General features: G+C 70.0%; 11 protein-coding genes. 6 read left to right on the top strand and 5 right to left on the bottom strand.

The window, feature by feature from the left end; translation table 11 throughout:
- Positions 1-2: 2 nt before the first annotated feature.
- From WMF29_RS17825 to WMF29_RS17810, 4 genes are all read left to right on the top strand, one after another.
- Positions 3-1,091 (top strand): TRAFAC clade GTPase domain-containing protein, encoded by a 1,089-nt coding sequence (locus tag WMF29_RS17825; RefSeq protein WP_437329979.1) that lies wholly within the window; start codon positions 3-5, stop codon positions 1,089-1,091.
- 7 nt (positions 1,092-1,098) lie between these two features.
- Positions 1,099-1,821, top strand: coding sequence for a hypothetical protein (locus WMF29_RS17820; RefSeq protein ID WP_437329978.1), 723 nt, complete (start codon positions 1,099-1,101; stop codon positions 1,819-1,821).
- A gap of 233 nt (positions 1,822-2,054) precedes the next feature.
- Positions 2,055-2,915: an SDR family NAD(P)-dependent oxidoreductase gene (locus tag WMF29_RS17815; protein ID WP_437329977.1), complete on the top strand. Its 861-nt coding sequence runs from the start codon at positions 2,055-2,057 to the stop codon at positions 2,913-2,915.
- 268 nt (positions 2,916-3,183) lie between these two features.
- Positions 3,184-3,612 carry a hypothetical protein gene (locus tag WMF29_RS17810; protein WP_437329976.1) on the top strand — a complete coding sequence of 143 codons (429 nt, stop codon included), beginning with the start codon at positions 3,184-3,186 and terminating at the stop codon, positions 3,610-3,612.
- Positions 3,613-3,644: 32 nt separating this feature from the next.
- Here the strand turns inward: WMF29_RS17810 and WMF29_RS17805 are convergent, their stop codons facing one another.
- The gene (locus WMF29_RS17805; RefSeq protein WP_437329975.1) at positions 3,645-4,229 is read right to left on the bottom strand and encodes a histidine phosphatase family protein; all 585 of its coding nucleotides are present in this window, start codon (positions 4,227-4,229) and stop codon (positions 3,645-3,647) included.
- Between the two features lie 331 nt (positions 4,230-4,560).
- On the opposite strand from WMF29_RS17805, the gene WMF29_RS17800 reads away from it, so the two are divergent.
- Positions 4,561-5,898 (top strand): hypothetical protein, encoded by a 1,338-nt coding sequence (locus WMF29_RS17800; RefSeq protein ID WP_437329974.1) that lies wholly within the window; start codon positions 4,561-4,563, stop codon positions 5,896-5,898.
- Between the two features lie 29 nt (positions 5,899-5,927).
- Here WMF29_RS17800 and WMF29_RS17795 read toward each other — a convergent pair whose 3' ends face one another.
- Positions 5,928-6,863: a LysR family transcriptional regulator gene (locus WMF29_RS17795; RefSeq protein WP_437329973.1), complete on the bottom strand. Its 936-nt coding sequence runs from the start codon at positions 6,861-6,863 to the stop codon at positions 5,928-5,930.
- 104 nt (positions 6,864-6,967) lie between these two features.
- Here WMF29_RS17795 and WMF29_RS17790 point away from each other — a divergent pair, with 104 nt between their 5' ends.
- Positions 6,968-7,990, top strand: a complete 1,023-nt coding sequence (locus tag WMF29_RS17790; protein ID WP_437329972.1) for a zinc-dependent alcohol dehydrogenase family protein — start codon at positions 6,968-6,970, stop codon at positions 7,988-7,990.
- 158 nt (positions 7,991-8,148) lie between these two features.
- Here WMF29_RS17790 and WMF29_RS17785 read toward each other — a convergent pair whose 3' ends face one another.
- Genes WMF29_RS17785 through WMF29_RS17775 form a run of 3 tightly spaced genes read right to left on the bottom strand, consistent with a single transcriptional unit; the run spans position 8,149 to position 14,640 of the window.
- Entirely contained in the window at positions 8,149-11,505 is a 3,357-nt protein-coding gene (locus WMF29_RS17785; RefSeq protein ID WP_437329971.1) for a helicase-related protein, read from the bottom strand.
- Positions 11,502-13,421, bottom strand: coding sequence for a phospholipase D family protein (locus WMF29_RS17780; RefSeq protein ID WP_437329970.1), 1,920 nt, complete (start codon positions 13,419-13,421; stop codon positions 11,502-11,504). The genes WMF29_RS17785 and WMF29_RS17780 overlap by 4 nt, the downstream gene beginning before the upstream one ends.
- Positions 13,414-14,640, bottom strand: a complete 1,227-nt coding sequence (locus WMF29_RS17775) for a DUF6361 family protein (protein ID WP_437329969.1) — start codon at positions 14,638-14,640, stop codon at positions 13,414-13,416. Before WMF29_RS17775 ends, WMF29_RS17780 begins: the two co-directional genes overlap by 8 nt.
- Between the last annotated feature and the right edge of the window lie 28 nt (positions 14,641-14,668).

The raw sequence follows: 14,668 nt of genomic DNA, 5'->3' as shown, positions 1-14,668 counted from the left end.
TCATGCCGCCGCTCGATCTGCACGTCGCCCTGTTCGGCGCCTCCGGCGCAGGCAAGACGGTCCTCCTGGCGGCCTTCTACCGGGCGCAGACGCAGCCCTCGTTTCAGCAGGAGCACGCGTACAAGATCCAGGCGGTCAACAAGGCGCAGGGCAACCAGCTCCTCGGGCGCTTCTACCGCCTCGAAGAGGGCAGGTTCCCGGACGGCAGCACGCGCTTCGACGCGTACGAGTTCGACTTCTTCCCCAGGGACCTGCCGGACGCGGCGGTCCGCATCCACTGGTACGACTACCCCGGGCGCTGGTGGGAGGACGAGCCGATCGACGCGGAAGAGCGGGAGGCGATGCGCCAGGGCCTGCTCAAGCTCGGCATGAGCCACGTCGGGATCCTCCTTGCGGACGGCGCGAAGTACCGCAGCGAGGGGACCGGCTACATCCGGTGGCTCTTCGAGCACTTCGCCGACGAGTGCGACCGGCTGCGCCGGACCAGCGCCGCCGCGGGCGACGAGGTGAGCTTCCCGCGCGAGTGGATCCTCGCCCTCAGCAAGGCCGACCTATTCCCGCCGGAGTACAGCGCGAGCGACTTCGAGCGCGAGGTCTGCCGCGACGCCGACGATCAGCTCGCGAAGCTCTGCGCCGTGCTCCGCGCCGAGAGCGCGTTCGGCCACCGCTTCATGCTGCTCTCGTCGGTCGCCGCGCCGGTCGACGCCGACGCGCAGGTCGACCCGGGCACCTCGCTCGGCGTGCGCACGCTCGCCCCCGCGATCCTGGTGAGCACCGTCGAGGGCGCGGTCCGCGAGGCGCAGGCCACGAGGAAGGAGAGGTCGGCCGGAGAGACGTTCTTCCAGGGCCTGCGCGATCTTGTGACGTTCGTCGACTCGCTCGACGACTTCCTCCCGAAGCGATACCAGATCGTGAGCAAGATCCTGCGGTTCGTCTCGATCAAGGACTTCGCGACCACGCGGCTCGACAGGCTCCAGAAGACCCGCGAGGGCGCGATCCGGAGGGGCGACGCGTTCACGGCGGTCCTGACAGCGATGGCCGCGGCCCTGCGCAACGACGAGGGAGCGCGGGCCTACCACCAGAACCAGTAGGACAGCCATGCTCGCGCCCGCGCCAGCGCCCGTCGTCGAGACATCGCGCCTCCTCTGGAGGACGCGCGGCGAGCACTGGGACTACGAGTTCATCTGCGTGCCCGAGATCCCGGCGCTCCCCGCCTGGCTCACGACGCTCGAGGCCATGATCGGCGACGCCGACGCGAGCGCGGGAGAGCTCCGCTATGGCCTGCTCGAGATCGACGAGCCGGGGCCGAGAGGCTCTCTCGTGTTTCCCTACGTGGCGACGCGGTTCCTCGATCCAGCGCGGAAGGACTGGACCGGAAGGCGGGTCCAGCACTTCGCCGTGTGGTTCCCGCCGATCCCGGAGGAGGCGCTCGAGGCGCTGCCCGGGGCGATCCCCGCCGACTGGCACCTTCGCGTGCTCGCCGGCCTCGCTGGGACGTACGGCTCCGGCGAGGTCTTCGGGCTGCCCGAGGCGACGATCCGCGCGTCGAGGCGGGGTGATCGGGAGAGCCGGGCGGCGCGCGCGATGGCGATCGTGAAGCGCACGCCCCCGGTGGCGCTGCTCGAAGGCGAAGCCGCGCCGGCGCGGTGGAAGCGGTTGCCCACGCTAAAAAAAAAGCGCCTGGATCCTCCGGGCGCGGTGAGCCTGCAGGTGGCGGGAGCAGGCGATAACGGCAAGCGCCCGGGACTCGGCTGCTTCGCGGCCTGTCTGCTGGTGATCGTCGCCGTCGGTCGACTGATGGTCGGATGGGTGGGGGGTTGAGGCTGAGGTATCCCTCAAATTCTCCGGAAAATTCAATCGCTCATCGCGCACCTGCGCGGCTGTCCGCCAGCGCGCATGGTAGGGGCCGCTGCGGTGACATGCAAGCCATCCCTGGACGTGGCCACTCACGCCGGATGTCGGATGATCGTGGCTCGACGCGCCGGCGCCTACTATGCTCGCCCCGATCGCCGCGCCAAAGGCGGCGCGCCATCAACGCATGACGGAGATCCGCAGTGAATGACCATCCCGCATTGACACCTGGCCGTGCCGCCGTCGTGACCGGCGCCGCCAGCGGCATCGGCCTCGCGGCCGCCGAGCGCTTCGCGCGCATGGGCCTGAAGGTCTGTCTCGCCGACCTGGACGGACCGGCGCTGCACGAGGCCGCCGGGCGCGTCGCCGCCGCCGCGCCCGGCGGCAAGGCCGACGTGCGCGCGGTGCCGACCGACGTCGCCAGGCTCGAGGACGTGCAACGGTTGAAGGAGGTCGCCTACGACGCGTTCGGCGAGGTGGCGGTCCTGATGAACAACGCCGGAGTCGGCGGCGGCGGCAAGCCGTGGAAGGACATCGAGCGCTGGCGGCGGCTCATCGAGGTCAATCTGTGGGGCGTGATCCACGGCGTGCAGGCGTTCACCGAGGCGATGATCGCGCAGGGCACCCCCTGCGCCATCGTGAACACGGGCTCGAAGCAGGGCATCACCACCCCGCCCGGCGACGCTGCCTACAACGTCTCGAAGGCCGGCGTGAAGGTGCTGACAGAGCAGCTCGCCCACGAGCTGCGCAACGTGGCGGGCTGCAAGATCACCGCCCATCTCCTGATCCCGGGCTACACCTTCACCGGGATGACCGCGAGGGGCCCGGAGAAGCCCGCGGAGGCCTGGACCGCGGATCAGGTGGTCGATCTGATGATCGACGGCATGGCCCGCGGCGACTTCTATCTGCTCTGTCCCGACAACGCGGTGACGCGCGAGATGGACGAGCGCCGCGTGCAGTGGGCGGCGGACGACCTGATCCGGAACCGACCTGCGCTGTCGCGCTGGCATCCAGAGTACGCCGAGGCGTTCGCCGCCTTCATGGCGGGCGCGGCGAAGCCCTGACGGGGCAGGCTGCCCGGAGCGCGCGCCGCGCGCAGGTGAGGCGGGCTCGGCCCCGGGCAGCATAAAGATCCGTCGCTGTAACAGGAGAGCTGCACAGGTTGTTTTCAGCCGCCCGAATTGGATGTTTCACTTCGTGTGATGGTCGGGCCCCTCACAACACGACACCGCAGAGATCCTGGCGTGTCGCGCGGCTCCTCATGTTGATGCAGATCGTGCGACGGGGTCCTCGACGAACGGTCGCCCGCGGCCCAGTCTACCCGCCAGCTGTATGGTCTCGCTCCCTGCCCGCCCCCTTCAGACCCACTGGTGCAACGAGGGCACGGTAAAGATCTGGTGTCCCGCGCCGGCGCTGATGGTCACGTGTGTCACCGGGGTGCTGGTGGAGGCGGGCGCCGCGGCGATCGAGGAGGCGATGTTGCGGCGGGTCGCCGAGGAGGGCCGAGTGCTGGTCTTCAACGACTGGGAGGCGATGACCGATTACGAGCACGTGACGCGCACGCGGCTGACCGAGGCGACGGTTTCCGTCCTCCATGCGATCGAGGGAGGTCACTTTCTGCTCCAATCCAGGGTGGTCATCTTCGGGGTTCAGATCGCGAATACCGCCATCCGCAAGCTGACCGTCCATCCATCGCGCGCGGTGTTCGAGCGCGCGCTGGAGGACGCGCTCCGCCAGCGCGCGCCGGAGGGCACGGGGTAGTGCTTGGATCGGCCCGCACGGCTGGCGGGAAGCTACGATCCGGATGGATGCTTGTCAGTCAGCGTCCACGCGCTCCAGTGGGCGTAACGCGCGGAGGCGTGCACGCGCCGCCACCCGCGATCGGCGAGCGCCTGCGCCAGCACCTCGCGGAGCCAGGCGTGGGTGACCGCGAGCACGCTGCCGCGCTGGGCCGCGAGCTCGACCAACCACTCGGCCGCCTCGCCCGCGCGGCGCTGCACCGCAGCGGGCGGCGCCTCGCCGCGGAGCGCCCCGTAGGCCTTCCTGAGCCCGATCGCGAGCGCCCAGACCGCGAGCGGCGCCCGCGCGTCGCCGAACGGCGGCGCCGGCTGTTCCACCTCGCGCAGGAGCGCCGACGTGGCGATCTCGGCGCTGGGGACGAGCAGCTCGGCCGAGGCGCGGGCGCGCGGTAGATCGCTCGCGACCACCGCGCCCGCCTGCGTCGCCAGGCGCTGGAGCGCGGGCGGCGGAAGCTCCCCGGGCGCCAGGCCCGCGGCGTCGTAGGCGTCGCGCCAGCGCTGGAACCCGGCGGCGTCGATCCAGCCGGTGTGGACGTGCCCCGAGCGGCCGTGACGGACCAGGATGATGCGCGCGCTCAACGTCGGTCCTCGCGAGGTCCGTCCAGGGGAATCGCAGAGCCCCTCCTGGCTGTCAAGACGCGGACCGCCGAGCTCTCGCCGCGTGGAGCCCCGTCAGCCTCGGGCGTGTTTTTTGGCATCCCGACGGATTGGTAATAGGGTGTCTCGTCATTCCCAGCCCACAACAGAATTATCGATTCATTGAAAACCACGTTGCGCGGACCGTGCTCTCGGGAGACCCACGTGAACACCCAAATGACGAGTGGCGTGGTCGACGGCGGCGCCGATGCAGCCCTCGTGGATGTCGGAACGTGAACCCGCGTGTCCGATTCACCGCCGGAGAAGATTGATCATGAGCACTTGGAAGACGCCCAGCGCAACCCTCGTCGTCTCTCTCTCGCTGGCCGGAGTCGCTGCGCCGGCCACGAGCAACGCGCAGCCGGCGGAGCCGGCTCAGCAGGCTGCGCCGGGCGCGGCCGCGGCGCGGCCCGTGGAGGAGCCCCGTCCTGCGCCTCCTCCGCCGGTCGAGCAGAAGAAGGCCGATGACAAGCCTCTCGTGCGTGTCTACGGGATCGTCAAGCCCACGGTCGTCGTGGGGAACGGCCTCGAGTCCTTCGGCAACCCGAACTACACCGCCCCGACGGCCGCGGTGAACCCGCTGTTCCTCGCCGATCCAGACGCCGTCGGCCTCACCTTCCAGGCGCAGCAGACGCGCCTCGGCGTGGCCGTCGGGGAGGGCACGCCCGTGAAGGGGCAGGTCGAGGTCGATTTCGTCGATTTCGGCAAGTCCTCGCCGGCCCAGGGGACGAGCCTTCGCGTGCGTCAGGCGTTCCTGGAGTGGACTCCCGGCGACGGGCACAAGCTCACGCTCGGCCAGACCTGGGATCTGTTCTCGCCGCTGAACACGCACACGTACAACCTCGTGGGTGGGATGTTCCAGTCCGGAAACTCGGGCTTCGTGCGCCACCAGTTCATCTACCTGGCGAACCTCGGCAGCGTCGAGGTGGGCGCCGCGCTCGGCCTGGTCAGCCAGAACGTCACGGCCATCCTCAACAACGTCGAGTATTCGCGCACGCCGACCGTCGCGCTGCGCGCGAGCTATCGCGCCGAGAAGACCGCATGGGTGGGCGCCTCGGTGATCGGCACGCGGCTCGCCTTCGACGCGAACCTGCCGACCGAAGAGGGGCGGCTGGCGCTCGGCGGCAACCTGTTCGGCGAGATCACGGCCGGTTCGCTGAACGTGCGGGCCGAGGCGTACGGCGGGAAGAACCTCGCCAACCTGGGTCTCCTGACGCTCGGGCAGGGCTATCGCACGAACGACGTCGCCGAGGTGGGCGGCTGGGTGTCGGGGAAGGTCACGTTCCTGGACAAGCACTCTTTGCACCTCGTCGCCGGGACCGCGGTGGTGCTCAGCACCGACGAGATGCAGCTCGGCTACACGCCCGGAACCCCCGCGGCGGGCGGCGCGCCGGCCACCGCGCCCGCGCGCGTCGCCGCGAATGGTCCCGGCATCGAGCGCAACGTGACCCTGCGCGCGGGTTATGCGTTCGCGCCGATGAAGGGGCTCTCGATCGTGCTCGAGCCTTCCCTGTTGCTCACGCGCCACAAGCTCGATCCGGCGGCCGCAGCGCAGGAGGACGCCGACCGCACGGGCTGGGGCGTCGAGGCGGGCGGGCTCTACCAGTTCTGACGGCGCTGACGGCCCTCGCGAGGGAGCGCTCAACGTCGCCCGCTCCGCCGGCGCTCGCCCCGGCGCTGGGGCAAGGAGGGAGCGAAGATCTCCGCGAGAAAATCGACGAACACGCGCACCTTCGGCAAGAGGTGCCGGTTCTTCGGGTACAGCGCGTGGATTGGCCAGGTCGTCGTCGGAAACTCGTCGAGCACGGTCACGAGCGTCCCCTCGGCCAGCGCGTCCTTCGCGAGGAAGTCGAACATCGCGATGATCCCGCTCCCGGCGATCGCGAGGTGCCTCAGGACATCCACGTCGTTCGCGTGGAACGGCCCGGAGATGGGCACCTCGAGCACGGCGTCGCCGTCTCCGGTCAGGAAGCGGAACCCTGAGGGCCGTCCGTCGCGCAGGTACCCGACGCAGTCGTGGTGAGCGAGATCGGTCGGCGTCGCCGGCGCGCCGCGCCGCGCGATGTACGACGGCGCCGCGCAGTGGACGATGCGGCTCGCGCCGAGCCGGCGCGCGACGAGGCTCGAGTCGCCGAGCGGGCCGATGCGCACGAGCAGGTCGAGCCCCTCGGCCACGGGGTCGACGTGCTGATCGCGCAGCGTCAGGTTGACCCGCACGTCGGGGTAGCGCGCCGCGAAGCGCGGAAGGCCCGGCGCGATCACGCCCCGTCCGAGCGCCACCGGCGCGTCGACGCGCAGGAGCCCCACGGGCTTCTTGCTCGCGCGCGCGATCGCCTCGGTCGCCTCCCCGAGCTCCTCGACGATGCGGACGCAGCGCGCGTAGAAGGCCTGCCCGTCGTCCGTCAGGCGGAGCGACCGCGTCGTGCGCGCCAGCAGCGCCACGCCGAGCTCCTGCTCGAGGCGCATCACGCGCCGGCTCACCGCGGACGGCGTGACGCCGAGCCGGCGCGCGGCGCGCGAGAAGCTCCCGGTCTCGACGGTGGCGACGAGCAGCTCGATCGCGGCGAGCGAGATCATGATCTGTGCTGAAATAGCACAGGTGACGTTCCCTCGCGCGGACTACTGCGCCCGGAGGAACGGATCTACGGATGGGGTGTCCAGGGAGGACAGGAGGACACGCCATGAAGACTGTCATCATTCGGAAGAACGCTTCGGAGTCGGACGCATGGACGCTCGCCGAGCGCCCCGCGCCCAAGCCCGGTCCGGGGCAGGTGCTCGTGCGCGTCCGCGCCGCGTCGATCAACTACCGTGACCTCATGGTCGTGCGCGGCCGGTACGGCGGCGAGCGCAAGGAGGACCTCGTCCCGCTGGGCGACGCGGCGGGCGAGGTCGTCGCGCTCGGGGCCGGCGTGCGGCGCTGGAAGGAGGGCGATCGCGTGATCTCGACGTTCTTCCCGACGTGGGCTTCGGGGCCGTTCCGCGGGGAGTACCGCGCCACGACGCTCGGTGCGGGCGGGAACGACGGGGTGCTCGCGGAGCTGGTGGTGTTCGGGGAGGACGCGATCGTCCGCGCGCCGGCGCACCTCGGGTTCAACGAGGCGTCGACGCTGACGTGCGCTGGGGTGACTGCGTGGACGGCGCTCTTCGAGTCGGGGCCGCGGCCGGCGCCTGGGGCGACGGTGCTCGTGCAGGGGACCGGCGGGGTTTCGCTGTTCGCGGCGCAGCTCGCGCGCGCGGCGGGGCTGCGCGTGATCGCCACGTCGTCCAGCGCGGCGAAGATCGAGCGGCTGCGAGCGCTCGGCGTGACCGACGCGATCGACTACCGGAAACAGCCGGAGTGGCACGAGGAGGTGCTGCGGCTGACGGGGGGCGAAGGGGTGGACCGGGTGATCGAGGTGGGCGGCGCAGGGACGCTGCCGCAATCGCTGCAGGCGGTGAAGACGGGCGGGATCGTGAGCTTGATCGGGCTGCTGAGCGGGGTTGGGAGCCAGATCGATCCGATGCCGATCCTGTTCCGCGCGATCCGCGTCGAGGGGGCGGTGGTCGGGTCGAGGCAGTCGACCGTGGAGCTCGTGGCGGCGCTCGAGCTGCACGGGATCCGGCCGGTGGTTGATGAGGTCTTTCCGATCGAGCGGGCGAACGAGGCGCTCGCGAAGCTCGCTGCGGGGAGGCACTTCGGGAAGGTGGTGATCGGGATCGAGTGAGCGAAGCGGCGGCGGGGGGGCGGTCGGCGCGCAAGCGTGGTACTATCCTACGAGCACGTTCTGCTCGCGTATGGCGGCATAGCGAAACTCTTGGTCTTCCAGCAGACCGCAGCGTTCACAAGACAAATCGGTTGGGGCGCGCTCGGCAGTCAAGCGCTTCAGGCTGACGCACTGCGGTCCGGGCTCAGATCGATGCGCAGCTCCGCCATCAACGTGTCCAGCTCCGACCGGGGTACCCGCTCGATCAGGTAGGCGACAAGGTCCTCCTGTCGCGGCTGGCCAAAGACCATACGATAGACGGCGAGGGAGCTGCGCAGTCGCTGGATGCGCTCTCGATCATGGCTGAGCGGCAGCGCAGGGACGTGCCGTTCAATGCGCGCGGCGCCATCGAGGAAGATCCAGTACGGCACGATATGCGTCGCGTCTGCGGAGCGCCGCTCCAGGGCGCGCGCGAACATGGCCTCCCAGCGATCGCGGTCGCCGTCGTGAATCGCCGCTTCCCCGTGCGCCTCGGCGATGTTCTTGCGCACCGCGTGGCCCTTGTAGCGATGAACGCGGCCCTCACGCTGCTCGAAGTCGACCGGGTTCGACGGCACGTTCCAGTGAAGGACGGAGTGACAATATGTATGAAAGTCGAGCCCTTCCTGGCCTACAGATGTCGTCGTCAGCACAAATGGCCAAAACGGCGAGTTGAACGCTTTGCGCACGTGGTCAGCGCGCGTCACCAGGGACCCGTCATCCGAGCGCTCGTCCCCATACCGGAGAGCGAAATGCGTCCGTAGATTGCGGCTCACGCGCTTCACCGTGCGGCCGGCCTCGCTGCGCACAAGATCGTCGATGGCGACACGCGACGTCCGGAGCTCAATCGCCTGCACGATCTCGTCCGCTACCTCGTGAACGCGCTCGCCGATCGTCCCGGCGAGCAGGCCCAGGTGATCGCGGAGCACGTGCACGTACTCGTCGAGCACCGCCTGGAGACAGCCGTTGACGCAGTAGTCGAGGACCTGTCGCCAGTACGGCGTCGTATCATCGTCCCGCCTCATGCCGCGCAGGAGCGCCACCACCTCGGGCTGGTTGAACCGCGCGCGGAACGCCCACGCGGTGGTCCCCGCGCCATTGCGAAGGGCCGTCCGCCCCGCCTCGTCGAGAGCGGATTCGCCGCCCACGACATGGAGCATCGCCCGGAACATGGTGACCGCAGGCCCGCCGATGGCGAGATGCGCCAGGACATCTACAAGGTCGTCGGGCATCCGCCCGAGCGCTTTCTGCCCTTCCGCCGACGTCGCCGCGGCCACGCCGCCGAGCGCGACGGTCCGCGCCTCCTCGACATGCTCCGCCCAGCGGCCCCGTCCGGCGCGCTCCTCGCCCTCGACAGGCTCGTCAGCGTCCGCCGCGCCGGACCATGCCGCAGCGAGGTCCTCTTGCTGGAACCAGGCGACCGTCGTCGCCTCCCTGAGCTTGCGGTCGAGAAGCAACGGGGCGGCCCAGTACCAGCGCTCGTCCGCAGGGCCATCCGCCCGGGTGCGGGGCAGGTGCTTGTCCACGGCGAACTGGATCCGCTCCTTCGCCAGCTGAAGGATGTCTGTCGCGGGGATCGCGCCCAGGCTGCACGGCGCGTCGCCGCACGAGCGATCCCGGGCGAGCTCGACCGAAAGCTTCGCAGGATCGCACGCTTCGGCGAGGTAGAGGCTCGGGTAGAGCAACGCGAGCACGGCCATGCCGGTCAGGCGGCCATCGGCCTCCGCACCGAAGCGCAGCGACCCGCGCCGCCCCGCCCGGTACTCCGGCGTGTACTCCGCGCCCGGATCCTCACTGAACACCCGTCGTTCGACCTCGTAGCTCAGCATCGCCGCGATGGCCCGGGGGACTACCCGCCACGACGAAAAGACGAGCCGCTTCGTCAGCCGCGCCACGCCCGCATCCGCGAACGGCCCGCCGAGCGCGTAGTACGGCATCGCAGGCGGGATCCAGAGCAGGCGATGCGCGCCGGTCCCGAGGAGCTCGTCCACCAGCGCCCGCATCCGCGGGTTGCCTGGCTCGACTTCCTTATAGCCGTGCACCTTGTCCCAGGGCAGCGTGGCCGTCGGAGAGAGCGACAGGGCCCGGGCGACAGGCATCCTCTGGTCGCCCGCGTCGAGCGCCTTGCGCAGCTCGGTCTTGAGCTTGTAGCCCTCGTCCAGGAAGCTGAGCACATAAGGCGCGCTCTTCCAGTACTCGATGGCATCCTGCTGCCCGACCACCCGCGACACGGCCTGCACGGCGAGGTAGTCGAGCACGTCGCTCGAACGAAGCTCCAGCGGCGCTCCGGGCACCTCGACGAGCATCCCGTTCCGGTCCGGCGTCGAGGCGAGCCGCTCGGTCCGGACCATCACCCGGCGGAGCCGCTCCGTGAGCCGCCCGGTCGCTCTGCGGAGGCGCTCGGGCCCATCGGCCTGCGTCAGCCCGAGGACGGCGGACTGGTACGCTTCCATCTCGTCCTCGATCAGACGGGTGCCGCCCGTCTTCCCCTCGAGAAAACGGATGGTGCGCACGAAGTCGCGGTAGTGGTCGTCCTCGCCCTCCTCGTCGCTCAGCGTGTACATCTTGTAGGGGGTCGCCGACAGGAGCAGCACCCGGACCTTCGGGTACTCGAACACGGCGCGCGCGAGCACGCTCGCCTCATCCTCGTCGTCGTCGAGCAGATGGCTGAAGCGCTGGAACTCGTCGAGGATCACGATATCTGGCTCGAGCGCCTCGACGCAGCTCTCCGCCAGCACCGACCGGAGCGCGCCAACGAAGCGGCCGCGGGCGCGGCCGGTCTCCTGGTCGATCGTCCGGCTCGACGAGGAGAAGGCCTGGCACAGCGCGTCGAGCTGCGCGCGCAGATCGACCGCGCCTCCCTCCCTCTCCTGCGCCACGCGCTTGGAGAGCGCCTTTTCGAAGGCCTCCTGGGCGGCAACGTCGATCAAGGACCGGTCGAAGCTGTCGATCCGTTCACGGAAACGGTCGGCGCCGACGTGACCACGAAACACGTTGATCATCGCCTTGCCAGCGCCGAGATCCCACGCCTTGCGGAGCATCCAGTAGAGCAGCACCCGCTCCTGCGCCTGGCCCAGCCCGTCGCGTACGTCGAACGACGTCGCCGGCGTGAACGAGATGAAATTGACCCCGGTGCTCGTGCTCTTGAGCTTGCCCACCTCGAGAGGAAGCATGGTCAGGCGCGACGCCAGGGCCACGTGACCGTCTCCATCGAGCTTCAGCCGCTGGATGTTCTGCCTCGCGATGTCACCGTTCGAGCAGATGTACAGCACGTCGATGCGCGGCACCGTCGCGCGCAAGTGATCGATCGCGCGCGCGATCACGCCGCGAGCGACGAGCGTCTTGCCGAGGCCGACCTCGTCCGCCACGAGGAAACGGCCACTCCCGCCCTCTTTCTCATAGAGCCGCTCGAACACCCAATCGACCGTCCGCCGCTGGAAGTCCTTGAGTCCTGCCAGCACCGCATCGGCGACACGCGCCTCCTTGCCTCCGTTCATGATCGGCCTCCTCTGGAGCGCTGCGCCTCCCAGGCGGAGCGAACGGGCTCCCAGATGCGCCAGAGATCGGGCGGTAGCACGGCCGCGCCCTCCGGGGTGGTCCCGAGCTCCTGCACTGCGCGTTCGAACTCGCGCAGCCGCTCCGGCTCGTGATCGAGCGCCCGGAGAAGGGCCTCGAGCAGCGGCGTCCCCGAGCCCCCGCCGGACCAGCAGGATGTCGCCCCTTCCGTCGTGCCCTCCGCGTCGAGCAGCTCCTCGATGCCTTCCACCGGATCGAGCGCGAGGAGCATCCGGAGAAAGCGCATCACCTTGGCTGGATCATCGAGCATCGCCAGCAGGATGCGCGCATGCCGGTGCTCCGGCGCCCCGTCGAGCGGGGTGTTGACCACGAAGACGATCCGCTCTGTCCGCGCCCCCTCCTGAACCACGACATGGAAGGCGAAGAAGCTCGTCAGGGCCTGAAACGAGCACCGGGAGAAGGTGGTCGACGCGCCGGCGCTGGACAGCGACAGGCCCATCGCGCGATCCGGCGGGAGCGCGATCGGCCAGCAGCGCACCTCGGTGCCCGGCCCGAAGTCGAGCCGCACGCCCTCCGCGCGGAGGTGGACGCAGTAGCGCTCGGTGTCGTCACCCGGCGCGGGCTCGCGCTCGACCTTCGCCCGCCATGGAGCGCTCCCCAGCGCGAGGCGTAGGCCGCGTAGCCGACGGTCGAGCGCCGCGTCGACGGGGTCTTCGGGCGCAGCCTCCCCGGACGGCGTGAACGGCACGAGGAGCGCCCGCAGCGCAGCCGACCCGCCACCATCGCCGAGCGCAGCGTCAATGCCCACCTTGCCCTTCTTGCCCGTGAGCTCGACGAGGAGCTCTACGTTCTCGTGGAACGCCGCTCGCGTCGCGTTGGCGGATCCCGTCCATACGTGCGCGCTACGCCCCGCATCGGCGATATAGAGCTTGGCGTGAAGCCCGCGCGCGGCCGTGTCGGCGGTGATCGCCTCGCCAGCGTCACCATCCCCGCCGTCGTCACCGTCCTCACGCTCGCCCTCCGCTCCTTCATTGAGGATGTGCACCTCGTCGAAGCGCGCGAACGTCGCGGGGGAGACGCGGGCGAGCTCCTCCGTCCGCGAAACGAGCACGTGCCCGCTCCCGGTCGTGGTCAGCCGCCCGAGCGTCTCTGCGGCGACGAACGGCGAGATCACAAGCATCCGATCGATCCGTGTATCGAACGGCCACCGCGTCTTGTCGTCATGGCCGAGGGGCCAGAATTTGAGATCCTCGAACCCCTCCGGCTCCTCGAACGCGACGCGGCGCACCTCGTCGGCAAGGAGCGCGGTGTCCGTCACCACCCGTCCGGAGACGGGGCGCACCGCGAGGCCGGGGAGCGCCGCCAGGAAGTCCCCGAGCGGATGGTTCCGGGCGATCGCGTTGGTGCGGTCCTTGAGCTCGCCCTCCAGCGAGAGCATCGTGTCCCACGACCGATCGAAGGTGAGGTTACGGGAGTTGATCAGGACCCGATACCGCACGGGGCCGTCGGCCGAGGTGAAGCGCTGCACCCATACCTTGGGGTGGAACACCCCCTGTTCGCTTCGCGCGCGCACCTGGACGACGGACCCTTCCAGGTAGGCGAGGAGCTGGCGGTACTGCGCCGGGCGCGCGATACAACCCGCCTGGCAGAACACCACGAGCTTCTCGGCATGGGCGCGCACGGCCTGGAGCAGCGCCGTCGCCCCCAGCGGCTCGGCCTCGTCGGCCGCTGGATCCCCGCGGCGTGCGATCCTGTCGAAGAGCGAAAAGGACAGCGGCGCGACCAGCAATGCGATCAGGTCGAGCGAATAGGTCGTGGCGAGGGTCCGGTCGACGACATAACCGTCCGGCGGTCGCAGCGCCTCCAGGAGCACCCGGCGATTACCCGGCTCAAGCATCGTCCCCTCCCCGGCCCAGGGCCGCGTAGATGTCGGCCAGCAGCCGGCTCGCCGACGGCCACCGGTAAGTGAGGCGCGCCGTGCCCGACTCGCCCCCCCAGAGCTCCAGCGCGCGGGGGTTGGTGAGCCGCGCCCGGCCGCCCTTGAGTTGCTGCTCCCGCTGCCACACCAGCGCGCGCGCCGCCTTGTCGTCCGCCCCGCCGCCCGGCTTGTCCCACGGCGTGAGCTTGAGCCAGCCCTCGACGAACGCTTCTGTCGTCCGTGCCACACGGGCGTGCTGGCGGACCAGGCTCCAGAAGGCGGAGCGGTCCCAGGAGGCGACCGCCCCGCGCCGTCCGCGCATCTCTTCCGACCAGCCGGCGAGCTCGCCCCGGAACCGCTCCACGGCGTCGCCGTTCCCCGTCGATTTCGCGCGCTCCTCCGCGAGCATCACATTGTAGAGCCACGCCGCGCCTTGCATCGTCTCCGCGAGAAGCCGCGCGTGCGTGAGCGCCTCCTGCACCTCGCCGGAGAGCTCACCTAGCTGGGGGTGCATCCACGCGAAGTCGACCTCGGCGGCGCGACCGCGGCGCGCCAGGAAGGCGAGCAGCGAGCGCGGTGCGGAGAGCTGGATCCGGTCGACGAGATAGCGAGCCTCCTCGCGTCGCAGGGCGAATCCGGCTTTGCCTGGGAAGCCGTCGGGTGGCGCCGGGATGCTGGCGTGCCAGTTGCGGCGCACGCGCCCGTCGAGGCTCTCGCCGTCGTCGTCCCGCCCAGCGCGGTCGCGTACGGCGAAGAATCGGTCGAGGGAGCGGTGGTAGTCGTCCTGCGAACCGTCGAAGCTGCGTATGCCCCAGGCCGCGAGGCCGAGCCAGTAGACGTTGCTCGGAAGTCGTTTCAAGGTCTCACCGGCGAGGCCGCCGATCGTCCCTAACGGGTCATCCGACGCCTTCAGCACCTGGATGAGCTTCGTCTCGGCCTTGCGCGCCTTCGCCTCGATCTCGCGCGAGGGCGTCTCGCGGCCTTCGAGCTCGAGGTAGATCCAGGGAACGAAGAGGAAATACCGGGCCCGCGTCTGGATGACGCTGGTGCCCGGGAAGAACAGATCAGCGAAGGCGTCGCGGATGCTGCCGAGCCCGAGCTCGTCGCGCGTGTCGCTCTCCTTGAAGCGGTCGATCGCTTCGAGGACGCGCTGCCGCTCCCGATCCGAATGATCCAGCCAGGTGAACGTCGAGATCAACGCAAGCTCCTTTCCGGTCGGGCGCGCG

Origin of the sequence: Sorangium sp. So ce381, from assembly GCF_051473845.1 — a bacterium.
Taxonomy (GTDB): domain Bacteria; phylum Myxococcota_A; class Polyangia; order Polyangiales; family Polyangiaceae; genus Sorangium; species Sorangium atrum.
This window is presented reverse-complemented; position numbering and strand designations above follow the sequence as displayed.